The following is a 24,439-nucleotide window of genomic DNA, read 5'->3' as shown; positions in this document are numbered from 1 at the left end:
TATTTGCGTTCGGTTACGATCCGAAGGCGTGCTCATGCCCGGCGCACATGTCAAGACTGGTTCGTTCGCCGGCAAGCGAAGAGCGGCCGGTGTTGGCCCGGTGCGACGAATAGCCGAAGAACTTCGCGCGCAGAACGAGCGCTTCGCGGCGGCTGTCGAGAACATGTCGCATGGCCTGTGCATGTTCGACGCCGATGAGCGGATGATTATCTGCAACCGCAACTACATCGACCTCTTCCGCCTCGACGCCAAGGTGATGAAGCCCGGCATCCGCTTCTTCGACATCCTCCAGCACAGCGTCGATATCGGCATCGCCTCGCAAAGCGCCGAGGAGCTCTATGCCGTCCGCAAGCCCTATATCGACGGCGCGAAGCCCTCTACCTATGAGGAGGCTCTGGCTGATGGGCGCATCATCGTCATCTCGCACCGGCCGCTGGCTTCCGGCGGCTGGGTCTCTATCTACGAGGACGTGACGGTGCAACGGCGCGCCGAAAAGGAGCTGAAGGAGCAGCACCGCCGCTTCGACGCTGCCTTAGCCAACATGTCGCAAGGCCTGCTGATGTATGACGCCGGCGGCAAGATGATCGTGCGCAATCAGCGTTTTCTGGAGCTCTACAACGTAGCCGCGGCGGATTTCCCGTTCGGGACGACGCACCGGGACGCGCTCAAACGACTGCTGGAGCTCGGCATCTACACAAAGATCGATGTCGACAGCGAAGTCGCCAAGACCGAAGCTTGCCTGCGGGCGGGGCAGATGCATTCGACTTACCGGTATCTTGCCGACGGCAGGACATTTCTGGTTGTCCGTCAGCCGATGAGCGGCGGTGGCTGGGTGGTGACCTTCGACGACGTCACCGAGCGCCGGCGCACCGAAGAGCGTATGACGCATCTTGCGCATCACGACACGCTGACCAACCTGCCCAACCGGTCGATGTTTCGCGAAAAGCTGGACCAGGCGCTTGGCGAGGCAAAGCCGCTGGCAATCCTCTCGCTCGACCTCGACCGCTTCAAGGCCGTCAACGACACGTTCGGCCACCCGGCCGGCGACTGGCTGCTGAAATGCGTCGCCAAGCGGCTACAGCAGGCCGTGCGCAGCAGCAAGGACGTGGTGGCGCGCTTCGGCGGCGACGAATTCGCCATCATCCAGTCGGGCATCAAGAGCGTCGCCGACGCCGAAAAGCTCGCAAAGCGCATCGTCGAGATCGTCGGCAAGCCTTATCGCGACAAGGGGCGAGAGATGCATGTTGGCGTGAGCCTCGGCATCGCGCTCTATCCCGGCGACGGACACGACGCCGACACGCTGCTCACCAACGCCGACATGGCGCTCTACCGGGGCAAGAGCGAAGGGCGCAACGTCTACCGCTTCTTCGAGCAGGGCATGGATGCGCTGATGCGGGAGCGCCGGGCGCTCGAGGCCGATCTCGAGGCAGCGCTGTCCAGGCGCGAATTCGAACTCGACTTCCAGCCGATCCTCGACATCGGTTCCGGCAAAATTGTCGGCGCGGAAGCCCTGATGCGCTGGCGCTCGCGGTCGCGCGGCCTGGTATCGCCGGAAAACTTCATCGCCGCCGCCGAGGAAACCGGACTGATCGTGCAGCTCGGCGATTGGGCGTTGCGCAAGGCTTGCAACGTGGCGGCGAACTGGCCGCCGGAGATGCGCATGGCCGTCAATGTCTCGGCCGCGCAGATCAAGAGCGGCGGCTTCGCTCGCAGCGTGATCTCGGCGCTTGCCTTTTCCGGCCTGCCGGCCAACCGCCTGGAGCTCGAAATCACCGAGACGGTGATGATGGACGAAAGCGACGCGGTGCTGAAGGCGCTGAGCCAGTTGCGCGGTCTCGGCGTGCGCATCGCGCTCGACGATTTCGGCACCGGCTATTCCTCGCTTGGCTACCTTCGGCGCTTCCCCGTCGACAAGATCAAGATCGACCGCTCCTTCATCCGCGATCTCGACAAGCGCGACACGGCGGCGATCGTGCGCACGGTGATCAGGCTCGGCGCCGAGCTCGGCATCACCGTCACCGCCGAAGGGGTCGAGACCGAAGCGCAGCTCGATATGCTTCGCAAAGCCGGTTGCGGCGAGGCGCAAGGCTTTCTGATCGGCGTGCCGGCCAAGGCGTCCGACATTGGCAGGCTGCTGCGCTCGCAGGCGCAGCTGCGCCAATCAGGCTGAGTGACACCGTCCGTCAGCGTAGCGTCCCGACATATTTCGCATGGAAGCTGACATAGCCTGGCTCGACCACCTTGAGATGCCGCTCGATCAGGCGGTGAAATTCCGGCAGCTGATGGAAAGGCACGCCGGGATAGGCGTGGTGCTCGGCATGGTAAGGCATGTTCCAGGCGAGCTTGCGCACGAACCAGTTGGTCAGCGTCGTGCGGGTGTTTTCCAGCATGTTGGCGACGAAGGGACAGCGGCCGTGCTCGGCCAGCAGATAAAGCCTGAGGAACGGTTGGCCGAGCAGCGCCGGCACGATCCAGACATAGAGCAGCACCGAGGCCCTGAACCAGACCGCAAGCGCCAGCAGAACGACATAGAAGGCGATCATCACCCGCGCCTCGGCCTTCACTTTCGGCAAGCCCTTTGGCGGCACGTAAGTGTCGCGGCAGCGCCCCATCGCATTGGTGTAGAGCGTCTTGAAATGCCCCCACCACACCGGCAGGCCAGAGACGTGGACGATGTATTGCCGCATCGTCTCGGGCTTCGGGAAAGCCAGCTCCGGATCGTTTTCGGGATCCTGGGTGAAGCGGTGATGGGCGAAATGGAAGTAGCGGAACCAGTCGGCCGGCAGCGCGAGCGCCAGGCTGCAAAAGCGCGCGACGGTATCGTTCAAGCACTGCGTTTCGAACGCCGTCCTGTGCACCGTTTCATGCAACAGCGTGAACAGGAAGACGATCAGGATGCCCTGCGGCAGCATCAGGACCGGCCAGAAACGCACCTTGGCCGCGATCAGCGCGCCGAGGAGGATGATCGCGCCGAGATGGAGCGCCAACTGAACAAGGGCCGGCCCATCCGATTTGCCAGTCAGCCGGCTGCGCTCCTCATTCGTCAGCGAGGCTATCACGGAGCGATGGTCGATGGCTGCGTCGTGGTCGATTGCGTTCATGAGATCACGATACCCAGAAACAAACCTTTCGAAAAACGAGGATTTCTTCGAAATTGGTAAGGTAGTCTTATCTTTTGGATTGCCATGGCCGCCCTTCCCTCCTTGCGCGGACTTCAAGCCTTCGAAGCGGCGGCGCACGGGCAGCTTTGCCGCCGCGGCGTTGATGCCGCGAGGTACGCAGAATGGCTACTTTGTAGGGCTTTGGTGGTTATGTCACGATGTCTGACTTTTGGGCGCCAGCCATAACGTCACCACTTTCTGTCCCCACTGCGCTTTTGCGGCGTAGCACCAGCAATCCTGCTACTACAATTAAGACCATGCCCGAGATAGATGCCGCGCTGGGTGCTATCCCGAAGAACAAAATGTCCCAAACCGTGACAAATACCAAATAGCTGTACTCGAATGTGGAAACGACGGCAGGCGGCGCAGTCTGGTAGGCCCCTCCCAGCAACATTCCGTTGATAATCGCAAATCCGGCAAGCAGTGTCAGGACAAGCCAATCGTTCAGACCGACTTTTGACCAGGCGCCAAAAATGTACGGATAGGCGTCCGCAAATGTGCCTTGCGGTTGGAGCCAAAGCATCGACAAGCTGACAACTGTCCCGGCCAGCAACATGACGATATTCTGTGACAGCGATAGAGCTGCAAGGGGGACGTTCTGGCACCTCGCCCGTGTCGTGATATGCGCCAGAGCGTAGGATGCAGCCCCGATAATTGGAAGCAATGCCCATGGAGAGAAAGCGTCAGTTCCCGGCTGCAGCAAAACCACGACACCCGCAAATCCGAGGCAAACCCCCAGCCATCCCAGCGGTCCGACCGGTTCTCTAATCGCATATGCGGACAGCAACGTTATAAAAATGGGAGCTATGTAGTTGGCTGCTCCGACGGTCGATAAGCTTAAGAATGGAAGCGCCGCATAGAAAGCCAACAAGCTGGCCGTAATAAACATAGACCGCAGAAGCGGCCACTTACCCAAGGCGGCTTCCAGGATGCCCCGCTGTGCGCCGCTCACCCAGCAGGCTGCGAAGAGCATCGGGATAACCAAAACGCCACGCAAGCAAAATATTTGCCAGAGGGTCAGCTCGCCGCTGAAGGGCTTGAAAACGACGTCCTGGATGGAAATTGCAAGGGCCGCTGCGATAATCAGCGAAATACCACGCGCGATGTTTTGTGGCCGGAGTCCAACGACAGCTGTCAATTTTCCCCCTCTGCTGAAAGTCATTCGCCTCCAGCAAATTGCCGAATGGATGCGGTTTTGGTTATGCCTTGTATACTGAACTCATAATTAAGTATCGTTAAATTATGGAGCGCGTACCGGTCCACGGAATCGAAGTCTTTCTGGCTGGACGAAGGGTTAATGCGTGCAGCTGCAGATGCGCTCGGTGTGCGCGCGGTCGGATCGCCGGCGCTTGGCGCCGCAGCTCATCGCCGTCTTTGACCGAATTGGCCAGGGGCACGACGCGCCGGCTCGGGTATGATTGCCTGCCGAGCCGGTTCGGCACGCGGTCCGTGGGCAAATCCACCCGGCACGAACCCAAGCACTATTATCGCGGCGATGAAGCTGTATTGCAGGATGTCAAAGGCCGGCGGCGGAAGACTGCCGGGAAGAACTGAAATTGCAAGCTTCGGCGCAAGAACGCCGAACCCTACCGCGGCCGGCCAACCAATGTCGCGCACGCGGGCAAATACCATCCAAATGATCGCGACGATGGTGGCAAAGCCCATCGCCACAAGGATGGAGATATAGACCGTGCCGATGGCGGAACTCTTTGCCTCCATGGCGAGCCCTCTGGCGACCATGCCGGAAGCAAGTTGCTCGGCGGATTTCGGCTTATCGTGCATCCCATAGTCCGGCGTCCTCAGTTCCTCGACAAAGGCCTTTTGGCTCAGGGCCATACTGTTGCCGTCAGCCGCATAGATCTGCTTTTGAATGTTCTCCTTGGTTCCGACCAGAAAATGCTGGATAGGATCCTTGGCAAAATCAAACCCAATCAAGAAGACCAGAAGGACGAGGTAAAGAATTTGGCCGCAATTGCCCGATTGAAACAGCCTGATCATCTTTTTAGAGCCTCTGGGCAATCCACAATATAGGCGGAATAGCAAGCCGGGCTTAAGACGCAGTTAGGCAGTTCTGTGCAAATTGAAGAAACGGCGGGCCAGGATATTCGCCTAGAGATGCCCGGCCAGCGCGGTGACCATGTCCTTGCTCGTCGCTACCGGAACGATCTCGAACTCGACGAGGTCGTTCCACTCGATGGCCCAGCGCTGCAGGATCGTGACGTCGTCGGCCTCCACCAGCAGGAAGCAGCGGCTCATATCGGCCGCGATCCAGGAGTGGTGGACAACGAGCTCATCGGGCTTCAGCCGGCCTTTGTCGCGGAAGCGGCGATAGATCTCCTTGCGGTCCGCGCCATGAAAGTCCTCGATCACTAGGAACAGCATTTGTTTCCCTCGGTTTGAGTGATTGCGAATTGGGAATTGAGGAACTGGGGAACTGATGAACTGAGGAGATCAGGAACGAGGAGCTGAGAAAGCGAGGACGGATGGTTCCGCCAGACACTCCATTCTTCAATTCTTCAATTCTTCATTTTCAGTTCCTCAGTTCCTCAGTTCTTCAGTTCCTCTTCTCCCGCCGCTACTTCTCCGGCCTTTCCAGGCGCTCCAGGAACCACTGCGTCAGCCGCACCCAGAGCTCGTCCTTCTCGCCGGAATCCTCCCAGCCATGGTCGAGGTTGGGATTGTCATTGACCTCGATGACGAAGACCCCGTCCTTGGTCTCCTTGAGGTCGACGCCGTAGAGCCCGTCGCCGATGCATTTTGCCGCCCGCACCGCCGTCTCGACGACATGGGGCGGCGTCTGCTTCAGCGTGAACGTCTTGATGCCGCCCTGGTCGGGCTTGCCGCTGGCCTTGTGGTTGACGATCTGCCAGTGCTTCTTCGCCATCAGATAATGCACGGCAAACAGCGGCTGGCCGCCGAGCACGCCGACGCGCCAGTCATATTCGGTCGGGATGAATTTCTGCGCGATCAAGAGATCGGAATCGTCCAGCCATTCGGTCGCGAGCTTGGTCAGCTCCGCCATGTTCTCGCATTTCTTGACGCCGCGCGAGAAAGACGAATCCGGGATCTTCAGCACCAGCGGAAAACCCAGTGTCTGCGCCGCCAACTCGAAGTCGGACGTGCCGGCGATCATCACCGTCGGCGGCACCGGCACCTTGTTGTAGGTCATCAGCTCGTTGAGATAGACCTTGTTGGTGCAGCGGATCATCGACAGCGGATCGTCGATCACCGGCATGCCTTCCTGCTGGGCGCGGCGCGCGAAGCGGTAGGTGTGGTTGGAGATCGCCGTGGTCTCGCGGATAAACAGCGCGTCGTAGTTAGCGAGCTTGGCGAGGTCCTTCCTGGTGATCGGCTCGACTTCGACGCCCATCTTCTCAGCGATCCTCGCCCAATAGCGCAGCGAGGAAATCTCCGACGGCGGCAGTTCCTCATGCGGGTCGACCAGCGTCGCGAACGTGTAGCGCGCCGGCGTGCGGCCTTTGGTGTCGCGCCATTCGCGGTTGGTGTAGGTGTCCAGGCATTGCAGGAAGAACTCTTCCTCATCCTCGGACATGCGGGCAAGCGGCAGGAAGCCGATCTTGCGGATCGAGGCCCATTCGGCGCTGTCCTTGATGTGGACCTCGAGCGCCGGCGCGCGGAACCAGTCGAACAACAGCTTGGCGAAGCGATCCCATATCTTCGATGGACCGATGCCGAAGAAGATCGCTACCTTGGCCGGAAAAATCCCGCCGAGATCCTTGCGGCATTTGTTCAGGGCGAGCTCGAGCTCCGGCAGCGCGTGCTCGTAGAGCTTGCGCTCCGAAAGGTCGATCATGGTCTCGACGGTCGGGATCACCCTGTGGCCGCGCGAGCCGGCCAGCAGCGAGGCATAGTAGCCGCGGCTCTGATAGCCGTAGTTGTTCGACAGGTTGATCACCTTCGGCCGCTGGCCGCGGAACAGCGCCGGATGCGCGAGATAGTCGCGGTTGGTGATGATCTTGTGGGGTGTGGCCACCTGATCGAGATCGTTCTGCCTGCCTGTCAGGATAACCCAGGTCATTGTCTCAGCGTTTTCCCAGAGTGATGGCGGCGCGCAAACCGTCGCGGCCGAACTGCGCCATGTTCATGAAGATGTCGTAGGGTACCGGAATGTTCGCGGCATCGAGGATCGTTTCCTGCCTTTCATCCTCGACCCAGGGATCGTGGATCAGGATATGGTCGCCATCGTCGCCGATGGCCAGCACCCAATGCGGCACCTTCTTGCCGAACATCAGGAAGCCGCTGATCAGGACCACAACCAGCTTGCCCTCGGCAAGGGCGTCACGGATGTCGCCGATGCCGAACGGACGGTAATTGACAGGGATACCGTAGAGTTCGGCGCGACGGCGGAAATCGACTTGGGCAAGCTCCATCACCCGGCGCTTGTCCTCGCTCCTCACCGACTGCAGGAACAACGCGCCGTAAAAGGAGACGAATATCTCGGCCGCGAGTCCGCTCTCGTAGCCGGCGACCGCCAGGCCGAATGGCTCGCAGCCGCCAGGGCCGGACATCATGAAGACCGTGGTCGCCTCGCGCCACAGGCGGATTTCCATGACCGGATCGGGCACGAAGCCAGGATCGAAATTGGCCATCGCCATCATCAGGCAGCAAGGGCCGCAGGTGAACTCGCAGGTCTGCTGGTAGAACGGCACCCTGGTCGCGGTCGGGGTGTCGCCGCGCAGCGTCTTTTCGTAGCGCAGCGCCGTGGCGCCATCCTCGTAATAGTCGGGCTCGCGGCCCAGTTTTCGATAGCCGGCCTGCTCGTAGATACGAATGGCGCGATCGTTGTCCTCGCGCACTTCGAGACGCAGCAACAGCCGGTCGTGCTCGAAGGCCGCTTCCTCGGCGGCCGCCAGCAGAAGTCGGCCGATGCCGAGGCGGCCGAAGAAGGGTCCGACGGCGATGGAATAAAGCCGCGCGACGCCGCTGCCCTTGCGAAACAGCACCACCGCATAGCCGGCGACGCGGCCCTCGTTCTCGGCCACCAGCATCTCGGCGGTGTCGCGTTCGATGAACTGGCGGAAGGAGCGGCGCGAGAGCCTGTCGCCCGGAAAAACAGCCTTCTCGATGGCGGCGAGGTCATCGACGTCTGACGCGCGGGCCTTGCGGATCTCGGCAGGCATGCGGGCTAAGGAAAACCTCGATTGTTTAAGAAACGGCCCCGGTGGATGTGTCGCGAATACTGGCCGAAGCGCCAGTATTCATCAAGCGCTATCGCTCCTTGATTAGGGCTGAATTGTGACAGTTTCCGCGGCGGCGGCAAAGGGCCAAGCGTTTGAACAGAATTGCCGTTCAAAGGAACTGCCGGCCGACGAAAAAACGCAGCCGATTCAGCTCGATATGCCGGCCAGCAGCTGGCCGTAGGCGCTCTTTGCAACGTCCGACAGGCGCTCCGGCGGCAACGAGCCGACGACGGCGCAAGCATAGCCTTTATCCAGCCAGTAGACCGCCTCCGGTTCGCCCCCCTCGGCAGTATAGGTGCCCTTGGACGTCGCCGACGATTCGGCGGTGACGAAGAGCGAGATGCGCTCGCCCTTGGCGTCCTCGTAGAGCAGCATCGCCGCCTTGCCTTGGCCGCCGGCCGGCAGCAGCCGGCCACCGACCAGTTGGAAGCCCTCGGCCGCCAGGTCGGGCGCGACCAGCTTCAGCCCGACTCGGTTCGACAGCCAGGTCTGGAGATGGTCCTTGTCGCTTGCCGGGACCTCGACGGCATGGCGCTTCTCGGCGGCGTACAAGACATGGGCAGCGATCGCCTGCTCGGCGAGCTGGTCGTCGCCGTCGTCGCCGCGGCTGACGCTGTCGATGCCGGCGACATAGCCGCCGAGGCCGCCCACAGCGAGCACAACGGCGGCCGCGGCCGAGAGCCACCAGCGCGAGCGCCAGGGCGATGCTTTTGCAGGCGCCTCGCCAAGCACGACCTGCCGCAGCCTTGCCGGCACCGGCTCTTCCATCACGCCGGCCAGGGCGGCGCGCATGGCGGCGCGGTCGGCGATGTAGCGCGCGGACTTTGCCTTCATCTCGGGATTGCCCTCGAGCCAGGCTTCGTAAGCCATGCGCTCCTCGCCCGGCAGTTCGCCGTCGAGGGCCATATGGATATCGCGTTCGGAAAAATCGCTGCGGGTCATTTTTCGACGATCCTTATCGAGCGGCGGCGCGATGTGTCATCGAGCAATCCTCGCAATTCCTCGCGGCCGCGCGCAATGCGCGACATCAGCGTGCCGGCCGGCACGCCAAGGATGTTGGCGGCCTCGGCATAGGAAAAACCCTCGATGGCGACCATCACCAAGGCCGCGCGGCGATCGGGGCTGATCGCCTGCAAGGCATCCATGATCTCGCGCGAGGCGATGGTCTCGACCTGATCGGCGGGTGCGGCTTGGGCTTCACCGGCTTCGAGAGGCAGCATCGCCGCCTCGCCGCGCCGGTTGACCTTGCGCATCTGGTCGATGAACAAGTGATGCATGATCGTAAACAGCCACCTCCGGGGGCTCTCTCCAGTCTGCCAGTTGTCGAGCCGCACGAGCGCCCGCTCCAGGCAATCCTGGACCAGGTCGTCGGCGGAATCGCGCTCGCGCAGCAGCGAGCGCGCATAGCGCCGCAGCCGCGGTATTTCGCTCAGGATCGCTGCCTTCTTGTCGTCCATGACCGCTTGTTTCGAGGTCGCTTTCCATCCGGATAGAACGCGCCTTTGCGGCGCGGTGCAAGCAGTCAGCGCGAAGCGGCCCAACCGCTGCGGTTACCCAAGCATATTCAAAACGATGGCGCAGGCCGGTTTATTCCCGACTCAAAGTGCGCAGGACGGATTGTTTAATTACGTAATATAGGTATACTAGGTATATCACGTATGAGGTGACCAATGAAGCAATTCACCTTTTCAGATATGAACCGCGCGTCGGGCGAAATCCTCGAAACGGCGATGATTGAGCCCGTCGCTCTCACAAAACGCGGCAAGGAGAAGCTGATCATCCTATCGGCCAGACAATACCGGCAACTCGTCGGTTCGTCTCATGCCGCCGCTTACACGCTGGAGGGCGCACCGGACGAGGTCCACGACGAACTGATGTCGGGGTTGGAAGCCATCTTAGTCGGTGATGAGCCGGATGTTTAAACCCGGCGACCTGCTTCGATACTACTATTTGTGGGCGCGGCAGGCTGATGCTGGTGAAGAATCCGGCCGCAATGCGCGTCCTGTCTGCGTCGTGGTCAGAACTCCGACTACGCCGGCGGCGCTGTTCCTGTTCCCGCTTACGTCGCAGCAACCCGACGCATATTGCAGTCAGTGAGATCGAGTGTCGGAGGGGCGGCTTCGATTTTCCGTCATGGCTGATCCTCGACCAGTACAACCGGGTGCGGACCGACGAAGCTTACGACCTCGTCACGGTGAAACCCATCGGTTCTTTCAGTCCAGCATTCGTTCGAAAGATTGCTGGCCTCATCAAAGAGGCAGCCGACCAGCGCGGGCTGCGCGGGATCGTTCGAAAATAGCCGCAACGACCCAAGGAGCTCCAGCCTCTCACGCTTCCCTCGCCGCCCTTGTCAGCAGCCGCTGATAGAACAGCCCTATCCCGATCAGCACGGCACCCAGACCGATGAAGGACAGCGCGCGCAGCACGCCTTCGAGTTCCGACATGTCGAAGAGGAAGACTTTCAGCACCGCAACCGCGATCAGCGCCGCCGACGCGATGCGCAATACCTGCGATTTCAGCCGGACGCCGGCGGCGAGCAGCGCCACGCCGATAACCAGCCAGAGCGCGGAGTAGGTATAGGTCTCGAGCTGGCCGAGCCCGCTCCACAGGGCGATGAACTCGCCCTTGAACAGGCGGCGCACCGAGAGCGTGGCATAGGCGAAGGCAAGCAGCGCGGCGATCAGTGCGAGCATTGCCGCATACCATCGCGGGCGCTTGTCGCGGACATAGAGTGCCAGCGCCCCGGCGGCGACCGCCGGCAGCAGATAGGCGAGAAACAAAAGATTGAAGACGGGAACCGTGCCGGTCGACTCGTCCGTCAGCAGCGGGTTCAGCACGACGAAATGCTGGACGGCGATCAGGCCGGCCGAAACCACGCCGGCGGCCATCGAGCCATAACGCAGGACCGAGCTCGGCGAACGCATGTCGATGGCGACCAGTATGGCGCCGGCGCCGAGCGCGATCAGCGTGTAGATCGCCTGTTCGGCAAGAGTGACTGTGCCGGTGTCGATGACGCCGCCATGCATGGCATGGCGCACCAGCATGGCAATGGTGAGCAACGCGAACAGCGCGGAGGCCGCCTCCATCGCAAGACGCGGCCGGCCATTGGTGGTGCGGGCGAGCTGCCAGGCGGCGAAACCGAAGGCGAGCGCCGGCACGCCATAGCCCGGCAGCAGCCAGTTCAAGACCGGCGTCCTGGCGAGAGACGCCGCGCCGACGATGGTCGGATCGAAGGCGACGCGGCCGAGCACGGCGACCGCCGCGCCCACTGCGATCCAGCCCAGCACGGGGTAGGTGCGCCAGCGCGTTGCCAGCGCCGGGACGACAGCGGCGGCGCCGAGCAGCAGGGTCGTCCAGCCGGAGCCGAAGGCCATGTGCAGCATCAGCAGGCCTGCGACGCCGGCTCCGCCGAGCGCGAATGACACGGCCGGGCCGCCGGCCAGCGGCGGCTCCTCGGCGCGCGCGATCCATTCGCCGCCGGCGGCGAAGGCGAGCGCCAGCAACAGGGCCGGCAGCGCATAGCCGAGATCGCGGTCGATATCGCCGAAGGTCAGCCACAGCGACAGAAGCACCACCAGCGGTGCAATGACGCCCCAGGCCGCCCAGCAGGCCGCGCGCACTGGAGCGGCAGCGGCGAAGCGGCGTGCCGCCCAGAAACCGGCGGCGAGGAAGATCATGCCGAGCGCGACGCCGATGCGGAAAGTCAGCACGTCGGACGACGCCAAAGGCTGAGCGTCGAGCCCGACATCGAGCGCATTCGGGCCGATCGTGGCGGGCGGAATGATGCCCAGATAGATCATCACGGTCGCGATGCCGGCGGCAAAGACGAGCGGAAGCGCGCCCGGCCGGTAGAGCGCCACCGCGACCAGCGCGGCCAACAGGATCGCCCCGTGCAAGGCATCGCCGGCGCTGGCAAAGGCCGGATCGACGGACAGGCCGAGCGCGCTCAAGGCGATGAAGAAGCCGGGCAGGATCGAAGGCCAGTCGAAGCCGCGCGCCGTATCGTCGCGGCCAGTAACCAAAAAAAGGCCGAGCCAGACGAAAGCCAGCACGGCGAGCGTCGCCAGGCTGATGAACAGGACAGCGGCGAGGTTCACCTCCGGCGCGTCGACCATATAGAGAATGGTCCAGACGCCGGCGCCGGCAAAGGCCGCGGCCACCAGCGCCCTCCAGTCGCGGATGCGGGCGATTGCCGCCGTGGCGGCAAGCACGATCGCGAGATAGACGAACAAGGCCCAGGGATTGGGTGCTTCCGAGGCGACCAGCGCCGGCGTGACCATGGCGCCGACGAGGCCGATGCCGGCCAACGCCAGGCCATGTAGGAGCGAAGCGCCAATGGTCGCGACGCCGATGACACCAAGCAGCGCGAAAGCCGTCGCCGGACCGATGAAGCCATAGATGGTGTGCGCCGCGTAGACCGTGCCGAACAGGATGAAGGCGCCCGCCCCGGTCAAAATCGCGGGGATGTAGGCGCCGGCGGCGCCCTGCACCGGCACCCTGAAGCCGGTGCGGCGGATGAATTCGGCGCCGGCAATCAGCACCAGGCCGAGGATGCCGGCCATGGCGAGGCGCACGCCAGGGCCGAAAATGCCGGCCTCGATGGTGTAGCGGATCAGAAACAGGCCCCCCAGCGCCAGCGCGATGCCGCCGACCCAGACTGCCCAGCGAGTGCCCAGCGCTGTTTCGACATCGGTTTGGCGCGCCGCCTTGGGGGCCTCGGGGGATCCGGCCGCGGCCGTCTCGGCTACGGTGGCGGGTTGCGCCGGTTCGGCGGATTGCACCGGGGCCGCCTTGCCCTTCGTCCAGGGTCCGGCCACGGCCTCGCCTTCGGCAGTCTCGGGCGTCGCGACGACCTCCTCGGCCACGATCGCGCCATCCGCCAACGGCGCGGCAGGCGCCGCGGCTGCCTTGGTCTCCTCGGGAAGACTTTCCTGCGCGGCGTCCGCCGCGCTGGGCGCCGACAGCGAAGCTCCAGGCTGCACAAGGCCGCGCAGGATACCGAGCTCGCGCTCGACCAGCGCAATGCGGTTCTGCTGTCGTGACACGATGACGAAAAGAGCTATGACGGCGGCAATGGCGATCAGGCTGAAAAACATGGCGGTTTCCCTCAAAACCAGACCGGTCGTGGCCAGAGAATGCGGCAATGAGACGGCTGGTGCAAATCAGCGTCTTGCCGGCTAAAGGCGCCTCGCGCCGAAACGGAATCAGGCGACGCGCCTTTAGTCATTGTTTTGGTGCATGTCGTTCCCCCGAACCGCTGTGCATTTTTGGGCGACATGCACTGACAAGATCGAGCATGTTTCGTCGTCGATTGCCAGCAACTTGCCGGTTTATCCAATGTCGGGCCGCCGAGGCGTCGGCATTGCCGGCGAGATTACGTGACCTTTGCCGCGGAATACTCATGCTATTCTCGCGCGGGCGAAGCAAATGCCGCGAGGTGACGGATGCCGCAAAAAAGCGCTGGCCTGCTGATCCACAGGCGCACCGCCGGTGTGTTCGAATTCCTGCTCGTCCACCCGGGCGGGCCGTTCTGGGCAAGAAAGGATGAAGGCGCGTGGACCATCCCGAAAGGACTGATCGGCGATAACGAGGATGAGCTCGAGGCCGCCAAGCGGGAAGCCGAAGAAGAGCTCGGCGTCACCGTCGACGGCGATTTCCGGCCGCTCGGCAGCTACAAGCAGCCGGGCGGGAAGATCGTCATCGCATGGAGCGTCGAAGCGGACATCGATGCGGATGCCGTCAGGAGCAATATGTTCACGATGGAGTGGCCGCCAAAATCGGGGACCATGAAAGCGTTTCCTGAAGTCGACAAGGCCGGCTGGTTTTCGCTGCCCGAAGCCGGCGTCAAAATTCTCAAGGGCCAACGCCCCATACTCGACGATTTCCTGGAGCGACGTGGAGCCGAATAGGCGGCTGCCTCGCTATCCTGCCTCGCCCGCAATCGCCCTCACCGAGGCATGATGCCGGCGCAGCGCGGCGAGGAAGCCGGCGCGAGCATCGGGCGGCTCGAGGCCTCGTGGCTCGTAGACGTGACGGGTGAAGAAGAAGCCGCTCAGCCGGAACGCGTCCTCCAGGGCTGCCGCATCGGCGCGCAGGCCGGAGCCGCGCTGCAGGAAGGCGGGCAGCGCCAGCATCTTGTCGTGCCAAGGCGCGCCGGCTTCGCGCGACACGGCGCGCCCGGATTTCGGCGAGACATAGGCAAGATCCTGCCTGGTGCCGGTCGCCGCGCATTGGCTGAGATCGAGGCCGAAGCCCAGTTCATCGAGGATAAGCAGCTCGAAGCGCGCCACCAGCTCTCCCGCCGCGTCGGCATCGTCCAGGTGCGAAATCATCACGGCGAGCGCCTCATAAAGGCCGCCATGGGCGTCGCGCTCGGGCAGCAGCCTCAGATGCGCGGCCATGGTCTGCAGGCCGTAGACGGCGACGGCGCTGTCCATCAGCCGCGCAGCGTTCATCTCGATCGCTTCGGCCTGGAAGATGCCGAGATGCTCGTCGAGCCGCGCCCGCCACAGAAGATCGACGCGGTTGCCGGGCTGCAGCACCGGCTGCTGCTTGCGCGAGCGCCCTCCCCGCACTAGGCCGAGATGGCGGCCATGGGCACGCGTCATCACCTCGAGGATGGCGCTGGTTTCGCCATGCTTGCGAGTGCCGAGAACGATTCCCTCGTCGCGCCATTCCATAATACGAGCTTTTCACCCGTTGGGTCGCGAAATCAAGAGAGGGAAGAGTTGTGCGCATGATGTGCGTACGCTATATTTGACGTGAAGGAAGATACCCATGCCCAAAATAGCTACCGACAAATCCGAGCGTTTCAACATCCGCATACGGCCGGCGCAAAAGGCCATGATAGCTCGCGCGGCGGCGCTGTCGAACAAGGATATGACCGACTTCATCCTCGACAAAGTGCTGCCCGAGGCTGAGGCCGTGATCAAGGCGGTCGAGAAAATTGAGGTCTCCGAGCACGATTTCAAGCGTATTCTCGATTTGCTTGAGCATCCGCCTAAGCCCAACGCGAAGTTGCGGGCTGCCATCGCAGCGCTTCCTGACACCATATGACGCTGCCAGGTTGGCACGAGGAGCCGATTTCGAAATCGCATGATCGTGCGTCCTTCGACTGCGGCGACGAGCAGATGAACGATTTTCTGCGGCGCTTCGCCAGGCAGAGCCATGAGCAAAACGCATCGAAAACGTTTTGTGCTGTCGAGGGCGCAAATCCAAGCCGCATTCTTGGCTTCTATACGATCGCTCCGTCCGCCGTTGCCCACGAGCAAGTGCCAGCGACCCTGACCAAGGGGCTCGCCCGACATGAAGTGTCCGGTTTCAAGCTTGCCCGCCTTGCAACCGATCTGACCGTGACCGGACAAGGGCTCGGTGGCCAACTCCTCGCCGCAGCGGCCTTGCGCTGCCTGCGGGTTGCGGCCGAAAGCGGCGGCCTCCTGCTGATCATCGATGCCAAGAGCGAGCGCGCCGCTAGCTGGTACCGCGGATATGGAGCCGAGCCACTTTTGGAGCGGCCGCTGACGCTTGTGATGCCACTGGCGTCCTTTGCAGCTGATTTCAGCGGCAAAGGCCTATTGTAGTCCCGTCACCCAGCGCCGATGATCGGCAAGCACCGCGTCGATCACGCGACGCTGCCTTTCCGCCTCGGCCTGGTTGACGTCGTGCCCGGCGACGGTGATCAGCGCCTTCCATAGCGCCCAGCCGCGGCCGCGCGCCCAGGTGCCGTCATCGACGTCGATGCGGCCGCGAAACGCCTCGCGGCTTTCGCCTTCGAAGAATGTCCAGCTTATAGCAAGATCGCAGGACGGGTCGCCGACACCGGAGGTGCCGAAATCGATGACGGCGCTCAAGCTGCCGTCCTCGACCAGAAGATTGCCCGAGGCGACATCGCCATGAAACCACACCGGCGAGCCATGCCAGGTGGCGGCGAGCGCTGCTTCCCAGACGGCGGCTGCGGCTTGCGTGTCGATCCGGCCTTCGAGCGCGGCGATGGCCTGCCGCGCCTCGCCGTCATAGACACTCAGCGATCCACCGCGATGGAAATTGTGCTGGCCGGGCGTGGGCCCGTCCGTCGGTTCGATGCCCCTCAAAGCGACAAGGAAATCAGCGAGCGCGACGGCAAACGCGGGGAGATCGGCAATGCGTGCATTCCTCGCCGTCTCGCCCTCGATCCAGCGATAGACGGACCAATGCCAGGGATACCCCGCCGCCGGCTCGCCCATGGCCAACGGCGTCGGAATGGGCAGCGGCAGGAGCGGCGCAAGTTTCGGCAGCCAGCGATGCTCCTTCTCGACCTGCAGCGAATAGGGGGCCGCGCTTGGCAGCCTGATGGTCATCTCATCGCCAAGATGGAAGGTGCGGTTATCCCAGCCGCCGAACTCGACCGGGCTGACCGGCAGATGCCGCCATTGCGGAAACTGTGCATCAACCAGCCGGCGGACGAGATCGGTATCGATGGTTATCTTTGGATTATGCAATGTCGCTGGCCCGTTGCCGGGTTCTTCTACGCGGCAAGCATCAATGGGGAAACTCCAGCCCCATCTCGCGGTAGCGCTCGGGGTCGTCGCCCCAATTCTCGCGCACCTTCACGAACAGGAAGAGGTGCACCTTCTGCTCCAGAATGCCAGCGATCTCCATCCGCGCGGCTTGCCCGATGGCGCGGATCGTCTCGCCCTTGTGGCCGAGCACGATCTTCTTCTGGCTGTCGCGCTCGACATAGATGACCTGCTCGATGCGCACCGAGCCGTCCTTCTTCTCTTCCCATTTCTCGGTCTCGATATGCGAGGAATAGGGAAGCTCCTGATGCAGCCTCAGATAAAGTTTTTCGCGCGTGATCTCGGCCGCGAGCTGGCGCATCGGCAGGTCGGAGATCTGGTCCTCCGGATAGTACCAGGGACCGGCCGGAAGCGTCTCGGCGAGATAATCGAGCAGGTCCTTGCAGCCGGAGCCGGTCAGCGCGGAGACCATGAAAGTGCGCTTGAACGGCACGCGTTCGTTCGCGGTCGCGGCCAGGGCGAGAAGCGTTTCCGGCTTGACGCGGTCGACCTTGTTGAGAACCAGAAGCATCGGCTGCCTGACGTCCTTCAGCCGGTCGAGGATGGCATCGGCATCGCCCTTGATGCCGCGCTCGGCGTCAATCAGCAGCACTACGACATCGGCATCCTTGGCGCCGCCCCAGGCGGTGGTCACCATCGCCGTGTCCAGCCGCCGCTTCGGCTTGAAGATGCCCGGCGTGTCGACGAAGACGATCTGCGCGTTGTCATGCGTGGCAATGCCGCGCACGATGGCGCGGGTGGTCTGCACCTTGTGGGTGACGATCGACACCTTGGCGCCGACGAGCTGGTTGACCAGCGTCGACTTGCCGGCATTTGGCGCGCCGATCAGCGCTACGAAACCGGAGCGCGTCGCGGGGACTTGAGTGGTTTCCGTTTCTGTCATGCCGCGCTCCATACGCCTTCGCGCAGCAAAAGAGTAGCCGCCGCGGCCTGCTCGGCCTCGCGCTTGGAGCGGCCGCTGCCGACGGCGGGCGCGAAAGAGCCGACTTTTACGCTGACCGTGAACACCGGGTCGTGGTCCGGTCCGTCACGGCCGTCGATATGGTAGGCGGGCACGGCGCCGGCGGCGGCCTGATGCGCCCATTCCTGCAATTCGGTCTTGGCATCGCGGCGGGCAGCGCCCATCGCCTGCGAGCGCGGCTGCCAGTAGCGGTGGATGAACGCGCGCGCCGCGTCCATCCCGCCGTCGAGATAGAGCACGGCGATCAGCGATTCCAGCGCATCGGCGCGCAGATTGGTGCGCTTGCGGCCCTCGAGATTGCGCACATCGGAACCGGCGCGCACCAATTCCGGCAGGCCGATCTGTTCGGAGATTTCCGACAGCGCCTCGGCATTGACCAGCGCGTTGAGGCGCAGCGAAAGCTCGCCTTCGGCGGCATCGGGAAAGGAGGCGAGCAGCATGTCGGCCACGACGAGGCCGAGAACACGGTCCCCAAGGAATTCGAACCGCTCATAGTCAACGCCGGCATGGGTCGAACGAGCGCTGGCATGGGTCAGCGCCCGCTGCAGGCGCTGGCGGTCGGCGAAGACATGGCCGGTGCGCTCGACAAGCGCTTCGGCAAGGGCATCGGCGGTCAAACGCTTGCTGGCCGCCATCGCTCTAGTGGACGAAATGGAACAGGCGCCCGGCGCGCATCAACGACGGCCATTTCCATATCTCGAGCGGGCTCGCCTTGCCGGCGATCGAGAAGAAGATGAGGTTGGCGCGGCCGACAAGGTTCTCGGCCGGCACATAGCCGACGGCAAAGCGGCTGTCGGAGGAATTGTCGCGATTGTCGCCCATCATGAAATAGTGCCCAGGCGGCACGACGAATTCGCGCGTGTTGTCGCCGATCGAATCGGAATTGATGTCGAGCGTGTCGTAACTGACGCCGTTCGGCAGCGTTTCGCGGTAGACATCGATCGGCCGGTTTTCTTCGGTGACATCGGGATTGTCGATCTCGCCGGTCTTCACGCGCGGCACGCCGACGTCATTGATGAAAAGCTGGCCGTCCTTCACCTGAATCTTGTCGCCGGGCAGGCCGACGACGCGCTTGATGTAATCGACCGACGGATCCGGCGGGAACTTGAATACCACCACGTCGCCGCGCTTGGGCTCGGAACCCCAGATGCGGCCCGAGAAGAGATCGGGACCGAAGGGCAACGAGTAACGCGAATAGCCATAGGCCCATTTGGTGACGAAGAGATAGTCGCCTTCGAGCAGCGTCGGCCGCATCGAGCCGGACGGAATGGAGAAAGGCTGGAAGAGCAGCGTGCGGATGACGAGCGCGAGCAGCAGAGCCTGGATGATGACGGAAAAGGTCTCACCAAGCCCGCCGGATTTCTTCTGCGATTTTTCAGCCACGCTCATGTCGTCCTCGATTGTGCGATGTTGGTATAGAGTCTCGGCGGGCGCTGGGCAACGTCATGCCGCTCGTGGTCAGATGGAATCAATGTGGCGCTTGTTCGGCGGGCACTGCCTCGATGATCACAAAGGCTTGAGCAAGCGGGAAATCGTCGGTGATGGTGAGATGGATGAGGGCGCGGTGGCCTTTCGGCAGGATTTTCTCCAGCCTGGCCGCGGCGCCGCCGGTCAGCGCCATGGTCGGCGCGCCGCTCGGCAGGTTGACCACGCCCATGTCGCGCCAGAACACGCCCTCGGCCATGCCGGTACCCAACGCCTTGGCACAGGCTTCCTTGGCGGCGAAGCGCTTGGCATAGGAAGCCGCGCGGGCGGCACGCTTTTCCGACTTGGCCTGCTCGACCTCGGTATAGATGCGCTGGACGAAGCGCTGGCCGTGCCGCTCCAGCGATTTCTCGATACGTCTGATGTCGATCAGGTCGCTGCCGATGCCGATGATCATTCCGCCGGCACTTCCCGTCGGCCCTGCCGCGTTTTCTTCTCGGCACGCTCGGCCATGCGCTTCCGGCGCTGCTCGCGAAACACCGTCATGCCCCAGCGGGTGATGGCGTAGAACACGAGCCCGAAGACCAGGCCGAGCGGCACCGCGCCGATCAGCATCGGCTCCAGAATGGGGTGCCAGAGCTTGGCGAAGGAAAGCTTGTGCATCATTTCGCCCAGATGCTCGGGCGGGCCGTGCTTCGGCAGATGCTCATGCAGCAGCAGCTTCCCGGTCTCCCAGGACGCGCCCCACAAAAGCGGGAAGGTCAGCGGATTGCCGAAGAACACCGCGCCGAGTGCTGCCGCGACCAGATTGCCGGCGATGATCCAGCACAGCACGGCGGCGACGATGAAGTGGAAGCCAAGCGGGAAGAAGGAGGCGAAAACGCCCGCGGCGACACCGGCGGCGACGGAATGCGGCGTCGCCTTCAGCCGCAGGATGCGTTTGGAGAAATACTGCACGGAACGCGAGAACGAGCGGCGCGGCCAAAGATAAGTACGCACCTGTTCCAGGAAGCCATCAGGCTCTCGGCGTCGAAAAAGCACTCTGTTCCAGTTCCCGGTCCAATACGCGCTGCCCCTACCCGCCGGGTTGCGCAAACACATCTTGCGCTTCGAGGGCGCAGAAAGGCAACAAGCTTTGATATAGCGACGACCGGGCCGCGCAACAACGAACGCCGCCGCGATGGTCTGCCGCAGGCTGTAACAACAGCGTCATTCTGGCGAAACTGAGGAAAACGACCGGGATGCAGAGCCGATGATCACCATTCGACCGGCGCGGGCCGAGGACGCCGGGGCGCTGCCGCGGATCGAACAGTCCGCCGGACTGGCGTTCCGCGCCATTGCGGAACTGGCGTGGCTCGCCGACGGCGACAATATCAGCGTCGAGCGGCACCGCGCGCTGATCGCCGCCGGCGCATGCTGGATTGCCGCAGACGAGCAGGACCGGCCGGTCGGCTTCCTGAGCGCCGGGATCGAGGGCGACACGCTGCATATCTGGGAGTTGGACGTGCGCCTCGACCGGCAGGGCCACGGCATCGGCCGCGCCCTGCTCGAACAGGCGGTCGCGGACGCCGGGCGGCGCGGCCTGGCCGCGGTGACGCTGACCACGTTTCGCGCCGTCGCCTGGAACGCGCCCTTCTATCGCAAGGCCGGATTTCGCATCCTGGAAGACGCCGAGATCGACGAACGGCTGGCAAGCCTGCTCGACGACGAGGCCAGGCACGGCATGGCTTCGGACCAGCGCTGCGCCATGCGGCTCGATCTCAGCCGGGTTGATACTCGCTGACCTCGACCAGATTGCCGTCCGGATCGCGGAAATAGACCGACATCATCTTGCCGCGCGCGCCGGTGCGTTCGACCGGACCGACTTCGATCGCCACGCCATTGGCCTCGAGGCTGGCCTGGACCTCGGCAAGCGGCACTGCCGCCACGAGGCAGAAATCGCCGGAACCCGGCGTCGGCGCCTTCGCCTTCGGCTCGAAGGTGCGACCGACTTCGTGCAGGTTGATCTTCTGCGAGCCGAACAGAAGCGCGGTCGGCCGGTTCGGTTCGTCGAGCCGCCGCATGCCGAGCACCCGCCGGTAGAAATCGCAGGTCGCTTCCCGCGAGCGGACCGTCAGCACGAAATGGTCGATCCCGGCGATCATTGTCGCCTCGGCGCGTGTCTCCGACAAAGAGATTCAAGCGACGCGCTCAAGTGCCTGTTTTCATACATCGCGATGTCAGATGTTGCGGCTTCCCGGCTTAACGGCTGGAATCGCGGCAAGTTCCGGCGGCAGGCGGTCGGCGGGATAGGCCGGCACTTCATATTCGGCAAGCGCGATCAAAGGCACGCCGACATCGGTCTTGCCGGCCGAACGGTCGATGATGCAGGCAGCCGCCGCGACGTCGGCGCCAAGCTCGCGCAGGCAGTCGATGGTCTCGCGGATCGACAGGCCGGTGGTGACGATGTCCTCGACGATGACGACGCGCGAGCCCTTGGCAATCTCGAAGCGGCGCAACCTGAATTCGCCCCCTTCCCGCTCGACCCAGATCGCCGGGACGCCGAGATGGCGCGAGGTCTCATAGGCCGGGATCAGGCCGCCGATGGCCGGGCCAACGACGTAGTCTATCCCGCCCGGCACCGCCTTGCGGATCTTCTCGGCCAGCGCCTTGCACAGGCGCTCGGTTTTGTCGGCATGCATGAACACGCGGGCCTTCTGCAGGAAGACCGGACTGCGCAGTCCGGACGTCAGGATGAAATGCCCTTCGAGCACGGCGCCGGCCTCGCGGAAAATGTCCAGCACTTCGTCGGTGTTCATTGTTCGGTCCCCCTTGGCGAGTGGTGAAGGGTGAATGGTGAATGGCAGTGAGAGCACCTTCTATTCATCCATTCACACGCCGCGCATCGCTGACACTCGAATTGTCCTTGAGCTGCGACAGCAGCCGGTTGAGGTGCTTCAGGTCCCAGACCTCGAGATCGATCAGCATCTCGGTGAAATCGGGTGCGGTGCGTATCATCGACAGCGTGTGGATGTTGGCATCGTTGGATGCGACGACCTGAGCGATGTCGGCCAACGAACCGGGCGCATTGATGGCGGTGACCGAGATGCGCGCCGGAAAACGTTCCTTGGTGCGCTCGTCGATGTCCCAGCGCACGTCGATCCAACGCTCGGGCTGGTCGTCGAAGGCCTGCAAAGCCGGCGACTGGATCGGATAGATGGTGATGCCGGTGCCGGGCTGGATGATGCCGACGATGCGATCGCCGGGCACAGCGCCCTCCGGCGCGAAACGCACCGGCAGGTCGCCGCGCACGCCGCGGATCGGCACCGCGCCGTCGCGCTGCTGGTCCTTGTCCTTCTTGGCGGCGCGTGTGCCCGGCATCTGGAAGAGCATGCCGGCGGCGTTGCGGATCTTCGACCAGCCCTCCTCGCGCTGCTTGGGCGCCGCGACGGTGACACGCTCATCTTTATAATCGGGGAAGACGGCTTTCATGACATCGGTGGAGCTCAGCTCGCCGCGGCCGACCGAGGCCAGCACGTCCTCGATGTCCTTGCGCGCCAGCCGGTGCAGCACCGGTTTCAGGCTCTCCTTGGTGAATGTCTTGCCGGCGCGCTCGAAGGCGCGCTCCAGGATGCGGGCGCCGAGGCCGGAATATTGCTTGCGGATCGCATTCTTGGTGGCGCGGCGGATGGCGGCGCGCGCCTTGCCGGTGACCACGACCGATTCCCAGGCGGCGGGCGGCACCTGCGCCTTGGAGCGGATGATCTCGACCTCGTCGCCGTTCTTGAGCTCGGTCATCAACGGCATGATGCGGCCATTGACCTTGGCGCCGACGCAGGTGTCGCCGACATCGGTGTGGACGGCATAGGCGAAGTCGATCGGGGTGGCGCCGCGCGGCAGCGCGATCAGCATGCCCTTGGGCGTGAAGCAGAACACCTGGTCCTGGAACAGCTCCAGCTTGGTGTTCTCGAGGAAATCCTCGGGATTGTCGCCTTCGGCCAGTTGCTCGATGGTGCGCCGCAGCCAGGCATAGGCGTTGGTCTCCCTGGAGATCGCATGGCCCGCGCCGTTCATCTTGCCGCCAGTATCCTTGTAGATCGAATGCGCGGCGACGCCATATTCGGCGATCTTGTTCATCTCCCTGGTGCGGATCTGCAATTCGACGCGCTGGCGCGACGGGCCGACGATGGTGGTGTGGATCGAACGGTAGTCGTTCTGCTTGGGCGTCGAGATGTAATCCTTGAAGCGGCCGGGCACCATCGACCAGGTGGTGTGGATGGCGCCAAGCGCGCGGTAGCAGTCGTCGACCGAATCGACCACGACGCGGAAACCGAAGATGTCGGAGAGCTGCTCGAAGGAGAGCGCCTTGGCCTCCATCTTGCGGAACACCGACCACGGCTTCTTCTGCCGGCTCTTCACGCTCGCCTTGATGTCGTGTTTTTCGAACAGGCCCGACAGCGCCGTCTCGATCTCCTGCAGGACGCCCCTGTTGCGCTCGAAAATCTCGGCAAGCCTTGCGGTAACAGCGCGGTAAGCCTCCGGATTGATGTAGCGAAAGGCTATTTCCTCCAGCTCCTCGCGCATGCCCTGCATGCCCATGCGCCCGGCCAGCGGCGCATAGATCTCCATCGTCTCCTCGGCGATGCGCAGGCGCTTGGCTTCCGGCATATGGTCGAGGGTGCGCATGTTGTGCAGGCGGTCGGCGAGCTTGACGAGCAGAACGCGGACGTCCTCGGAGATCGCGAGCAGGAGCTTGCGCAGGTTCTCCGCCTGCTCGGCTTTTTTCGAGACCAGATCGAGCTTCTTCAGCTTGGTGAGGCCCTCGACCAGCTTGCCCATCTCGGGGCCGAATAGCTCGTCGATCTCAGCGCGGGTCGCGGTCGTATCCTCGATCGTGTCATGCAGCAGGGCAACGGCGATGGTCGCTTCGTCCATATGCATGTCGGTGAGGATGGCGGCGACTTCGAGCGGATGCGAGAAATAGGGATCGCCCGAGGCGCGCTTCTGATGGCCATGCTTCTGCATGGCATAGACGTAGGCCTTGTTGAGCAGCGCCTCGTTGACGTCAGGCTTGTAGCGCTGGACGCGCTCGACAAGCTCATACTGACGCATCATGGGCGGGATCTCGCGGTGCTGAAATGATTGATGCGCCGCACC

At 63.3% G+C, this 24,439-nt stretch carries 26 protein-coding genes; 7 read left to right on the top strand and 19 right to left on the bottom strand.

Annotated elements, in window-relative coordinates:
- The first annotated feature begins 34 nt into the window (after positions 1–34).
- Positions 35–2,170 (top strand): putative bifunctional diguanylate cyclase/phosphodiesterase, encoded by a 2,136-nt coding sequence (locus tag LB520_RS25515; protein WP_224639793.1) that lies wholly within the window; start codon positions 35–37, stop codon positions 2,168–2,170.
- Between the two features lie 13 nt (positions 2,171–2,183).
- On the opposite strand, the gene LB520_RS25510 is transcribed toward LB520_RS25515, so the two are convergent.
- From LB520_RS25510 to LB520_RS25475, 8 genes are all read right to left on the bottom strand, one after another.
- The gene (locus LB520_RS25510; protein ID WP_318012143.1) at positions 2,184–3,074 is read right to left on the bottom strand and encodes a fatty acid desaturase family protein; all 891 of its coding nucleotides are present in this window, start codon (positions 3,072–3,074) and stop codon (positions 2,184–2,186) included.
- 235 nt (positions 3,075–3,309) lie between these two features.
- Complete coding sequence (locus LB520_RS25505) at positions 3,310–4,299, bottom strand: DMT family transporter (protein ID WP_224639791.1); 990 nt, start codon at positions 4,297–4,299, stop codon at positions 3,310–3,312.
- 224 nt (positions 4,300–4,523) lie between these two features.
- The gene (locus LB520_RS25500; RefSeq protein WP_224639790.1) at positions 4,524–5,159 is read right to left on the bottom strand and encodes a hypothetical protein; all 636 of its coding nucleotides are present in this window, start codon (positions 5,157–5,159) and stop codon (positions 4,524–4,526) included.
- A gap of 111 nt (positions 5,160–5,270) precedes the next feature.
- Positions 5,271–5,543, bottom strand: coding sequence for a DUF3303 domain-containing protein (locus LB520_RS25495; RefSeq protein WP_224639789.1), 273 nt, complete (start codon positions 5,541–5,543; stop codon positions 5,271–5,273).
- Positions 5,544–5,736: 193 nt separating this feature from the next.
- Entirely contained in the window at positions 5,737–7,200 is a 1,464-nt protein-coding gene (locus tag LB520_RS25490; RefSeq protein WP_224639788.1) for a RimK family protein, read from the bottom strand.
- A gap of 4 nt (positions 7,201–7,204) precedes the next feature.
- On the bottom strand, positions 7,205–8,302 hold the full coding sequence (locus LB520_RS25485; protein ID WP_224525147.1) for a GNAT family N-acetyltransferase/peptidase C39 family protein: 1,098 nt from the start codon (positions 8,300–8,302) through the stop codon (positions 7,205–7,207).
- 207 nt (positions 8,303–8,509) lie between these two features.
- Positions 8,510–9,304 (bottom strand): anti-sigma factor family protein, encoded by a 795-nt coding sequence (locus LB520_RS25480; protein WP_224639787.1) that lies wholly within the window; start codon positions 9,302–9,304, stop codon positions 8,510–8,512.
- Positions 9,301–9,819, bottom strand: a complete 519-nt coding sequence (locus LB520_RS25475) for an RNA polymerase sigma factor (protein ID WP_040984221.1) — start codon at positions 9,817–9,819, stop codon at positions 9,301–9,303. The genes LB520_RS25480 and LB520_RS25475 overlap by 4 nt, the downstream gene beginning before the upstream one ends.
- 213 nt (positions 9,820–10,032) lie before the next feature.
- On the opposite strand from LB520_RS25475, the gene LB520_RS25470 reads away from it, so the two are divergent.
- Together LB520_RS25470 and LB520_RS25465 are read left to right on the top strand one after the other, a co-directional pair.
- Positions 10,033–10,284: a prevent-host-death protein gene (locus LB520_RS25470; RefSeq protein ID WP_224639786.1), complete on the top strand. Its 252-nt coding sequence runs from the start codon at positions 10,033–10,035 to the stop codon at positions 10,282–10,284.
- Between the two features lie 47 nt (positions 10,285–10,331).
- Positions 10,332–10,661 carry a hypothetical protein gene (locus LB520_RS25465; RefSeq protein ID WP_224639785.1) on the top strand — a complete coding sequence of 110 codons (330 nt, stop codon included), beginning with the start codon at positions 10,332–10,334 and terminating at the stop codon, positions 10,659–10,661.
- 28 nt (positions 10,662–10,689) lie between these two features.
- Here LB520_RS25465 and LB520_RS25460 read toward each other — a convergent pair whose 3' ends face one another.
- Entirely contained in the window at positions 10,690–13,458 is a 2,769-nt protein-coding gene (locus tag LB520_RS25460) for a DUF2339 domain-containing protein (protein WP_224639784.1), read from the bottom strand.
- Positions 13,459–13,806: 348 nt separating this feature from the next.
- On the opposite strand from LB520_RS25460, the gene LB520_RS25455 reads away from it, so the two are divergent.
- Positions 13,807–14,271 carry an NUDIX domain-containing protein gene (locus LB520_RS25455; RefSeq protein WP_224639783.1) on the top strand — a complete coding sequence of 155 codons (465 nt, stop codon included), beginning with the start codon at positions 13,807–13,809 and terminating at the stop codon, positions 14,269–14,271.
- 12 nt (positions 14,272–14,283) lie between these two features.
- Here the strand turns inward: LB520_RS25455 and recO are convergent, their stop codons facing one another.
- Positions 14,284–15,042 carry a DNA repair protein RecO gene (gene recO, locus LB520_RS25450; protein WP_224639782.1) on the bottom strand — a complete coding sequence of 253 codons (759 nt, stop codon included), beginning with the start codon at positions 15,040–15,042 and terminating at the stop codon, positions 14,284–14,286.
- 97 nt (positions 15,043–15,139) lie between these two features.
- Between recO and LB520_RS25445 the strand changes: the two genes are divergently transcribed.
- Positions 15,140–15,418: a DUF1778 domain-containing protein gene (locus tag LB520_RS25445; protein ID WP_224525163.1), complete on the top strand. Its 279-nt coding sequence runs from the start codon at positions 15,140–15,142 to the stop codon at positions 15,416–15,418.
- Positions 15,415–15,942 (top strand): GNAT family N-acetyltransferase, encoded by a 528-nt coding sequence (locus LB520_RS25440; RefSeq protein ID WP_224639781.1) that lies wholly within the window; start codon positions 15,415–15,417, stop codon positions 15,940–15,942. Before LB520_RS25445 ends, LB520_RS25440 begins: the two co-directional genes overlap by 4 nt.
- Here the strand turns inward: LB520_RS25440 and LB520_RS25435 are convergent.
- From LB520_RS25435 to LB520_RS25410, 6 genes are all read right to left on the bottom strand, one after another.
- Entirely contained in the window at positions 15,934–16,839 is a 906-nt protein-coding gene (locus LB520_RS25435; RefSeq protein ID WP_224639780.1) for an aminoglycoside phosphotransferase family protein, read from the bottom strand. The two genes, LB520_RS25440 and LB520_RS25435, sit on opposite strands and share 9 nt — an antisense overlap.
- Positions 16,840–16,879: 40 nt before the next feature.
- Positions 16,880–17,812, bottom strand: coding sequence for a GTPase Era (gene era, locus LB520_RS25430; RefSeq protein WP_224525172.1), 933 nt, complete (start codon positions 17,810–17,812; stop codon positions 16,880–16,882).
- Positions 17,797–18,531, bottom strand: a complete 735-nt coding sequence (gene rnc / locus LB520_RS25425; RefSeq protein ID WP_411909030.1) for a ribonuclease III — start codon at positions 18,529–18,531, stop codon at positions 17,797–17,799. Before rnc ends, era begins: the two co-directional genes overlap by 16 nt.
- Positions 18,518–19,267 (bottom strand): signal peptidase I, encoded by a 750-nt coding sequence (lepB, locus tag LB520_RS25420; RefSeq protein WP_224639779.1) that lies wholly within the window; start codon positions 19,265–19,267, stop codon positions 18,518–18,520. Before lepB ends, rnc begins: the two co-directional genes overlap by 14 nt.
- Positions 19,268–19,346: 79 nt before the next feature.
- Entirely contained in the window at positions 19,347–19,760 is a 414-nt protein-coding gene (acpS, locus tag LB520_RS25415) for a holo-ACP synthase (RefSeq protein WP_041009542.1), read from the bottom strand.
- Complete coding sequence (locus tag LB520_RS25410) at positions 19,757–20,344, bottom strand: DUF2062 domain-containing protein (RefSeq protein WP_224639778.1); 588 nt, start codon at positions 20,342–20,344, stop codon at positions 19,757–19,759. The genes acpS and LB520_RS25410 overlap by 4 nt, the downstream gene beginning before the upstream one ends.
- A 211-nt stretch (positions 20,345–20,555) precedes the next feature.
- Between LB520_RS25410 and LB520_RS25405 the strand changes: the two genes are divergently transcribed.
- Positions 20,556–21,086 carry a GNAT family N-acetyltransferase gene (locus tag LB520_RS25405; protein WP_224639777.1) on the top strand — a complete coding sequence of 177 codons (531 nt, stop codon included), beginning with the start codon at positions 20,556–20,558 and terminating at the stop codon, positions 21,084–21,086.
- Here the strand turns inward: LB520_RS25405 and LB520_RS25400 are convergent.
- The 3 genes from LB520_RS25400 to LB520_RS25390 all read right to left on the bottom strand — a co-directional run bounded on the left by LB520_RS25400 (position 21,064) and on the right by LB520_RS25390 (position 24,397).
- Entirely contained in the window at positions 21,064–21,447 is a 384-nt protein-coding gene (locus tag LB520_RS25400; RefSeq protein ID WP_224639776.1) for a VOC family protein, read from the bottom strand. The genes LB520_RS25405 and LB520_RS25400 overlap by 23 nt on opposite strands.
- A gap of 75 nt (positions 21,448–21,522) precedes the next feature.
- Positions 21,523–22,101 carry an orotate phosphoribosyltransferase gene (gene pyrE / locus LB520_RS25395; RefSeq protein ID WP_224607536.1) on the bottom strand — a complete coding sequence of 193 codons (579 nt, stop codon included), beginning with the start codon at positions 22,099–22,101 and terminating at the stop codon, positions 21,523–21,525.
- A gap of 64 nt (positions 22,102–22,165) precedes the next feature.
- A complete protein-coding gene (locus LB520_RS25390; RefSeq protein WP_095766930.1) occupies positions 22,166–24,397 on the bottom strand; it encodes a RelA/SpoT family protein in 2,232 nt (743 codons plus the stop codon).
- Positions 24,398–24,439: the final 42 nt, after the last annotated feature.

This window comes from Mesorhizobium sp. CA12 (assembly GCF_020165255.1).
Classification (GTDB): Bacteria; Pseudomonadota; Alphaproteobacteria; order Rhizobiales; family Rhizobiaceae; genus Mesorhizobium.
The sequence above is the reverse complement of the archived record's forward strand: the minus strand, read 5'-3'. Positions and strand labels throughout refer to the sequence as shown.

What these genes read in the sequence shown, in the direction of transcription:
- LB520_RS25515 (WP_224639793.1), top strand. Translation starts at nt 35, where the DNA reads ATGCCCGGCGCACATGTCAAGACTGGTTCGTTCGCCGGCAAGCGAAGA.
- LB520_RS25500 (WP_224639790.1), bottom strand. Translation starts at nt 5,159, where the DNA reads ATGATCAGGCTGTTTCAATCGGGCAATTGCGGCCAAATTCTTTACCTC.
- LB520_RS25495 (WP_224639789.1), bottom strand. Translation starts at nt 5,543, where the DNA reads ATGCTGTTCCTAGTGATCGAGGACTTTCATGGCGCGGACCGCAAGGAG.
- LB520_RS25490 (WP_224639788.1), bottom strand. Translation starts at nt 7,200, where the DNA reads ATGACCTGGGTTATCCTGACAGGCAGGCAGAACGATCTCGATCAGGTG.
- LB520_RS25485 (WP_224525147.1), bottom strand. Translation starts at nt 8,302, where the DNA reads ATGCCTGCCGAGATCCGCAAGGCCCGCGCGTCAGACGTCGATGACCTC.
- LB520_RS25480 (WP_224639787.1), bottom strand. Translation starts at nt 9,304, where the DNA reads ATGACCCGCAGCGATTTTTCCGAACGCGATATCCATATGGCCCTCGAC.
- LB520_RS25475 (WP_040984221.1), bottom strand. Translation starts at nt 9,819, where the DNA reads ATGGACGACAAGAAGGCAGCGATCCTGAGCGAAATACCGCGGCTGCGG.
- LB520_RS25470 (WP_224639786.1), top strand. Translation starts at nt 10,033, where the DNA reads ATGAAGCAATTCACCTTTTCAGATATGAACCGCGCGTCGGGCGAAATC.
- LB520_RS25465 (WP_224639785.1), top strand. Translation starts at nt 10,332, where the DNA reads ATGCTGGTGAAGAATCCGGCCGCAATGCGCGTCCTGTCTGCGTCGTGG.
- LB520_RS25460 (WP_224639784.1), bottom strand. Translation starts at nt 13,458, where the DNA reads ATGTTTTTCAGCCTGATCGCCATTGCCGCCGTCATAGCTCTTTTCGTC.
- LB520_RS25455 (WP_224639783.1), top strand. Translation starts at nt 13,807, where the DNA reads ATGCCGCAAAAAAGCGCTGGCCTGCTGATCCACAGGCGCACCGCCGGT.
- recO (WP_224639782.1), bottom strand. Translation starts at nt 15,042, where the DNA reads ATGGAATGGCGCGACGAGGGAATCGTTCTCGGCACTCGCAAGCATGGC.
- LB520_RS25445 (WP_224525163.1), top strand. Translation starts at nt 15,140, where the DNA reads ATGCCCAAAATAGCTACCGACAAATCCGAGCGTTTCAACATCCGCATA.
- LB520_RS25440 (WP_224639781.1), top strand. Translation starts at nt 15,415, where the DNA reads ATGACGCTGCCAGGTTGGCACGAGGAGCCGATTTCGAAATCGCATGAT.
- era (WP_224525172.1), bottom strand. Translation starts at nt 17,812, where the DNA reads ATGGAGCGCGGCATGACAGAAACGGAAACCACTCAAGTCCCCGCGACG.
- lepB (WP_224639779.1), bottom strand. Translation starts at nt 19,267, where the DNA reads ATGAGCGTGGCTGAAAAATCGCAGAAGAAATCCGGCGGGCTTGGTGAG.
- acpS (WP_041009542.1), bottom strand. Translation starts at nt 19,760, where the DNA reads ATGATCATCGGCATCGGCAGCGACCTGATCGACATCAGACGTATCGAG.
- LB520_RS25405 (WP_224639777.1), top strand. Translation starts at nt 20,556, where the DNA reads ATGATCACCATTCGACCGGCGCGGGCCGAGGACGCCGGGGCGCTGCCG.
- LB520_RS25400 (WP_224639776.1), bottom strand. Translation starts at nt 21,447, where the DNA reads ATGATCGCCGGGATCGACCATTTCGTGCTGACGGTCCGCTCGCGGGAA.
- pyrE (WP_224607536.1), bottom strand. Translation starts at nt 22,101, where the DNA reads ATGAACACCGACGAAGTGCTGGACATTTTCCGCGAGGCCGGCGCCGTG.
- LB520_RS25390 (WP_095766930.1), bottom strand. Translation starts at nt 24,397, where the DNA reads ATGATGCGTCAGTATGAGCTTGTCGAGCGCGTCCAGCGCTACAAGCCT.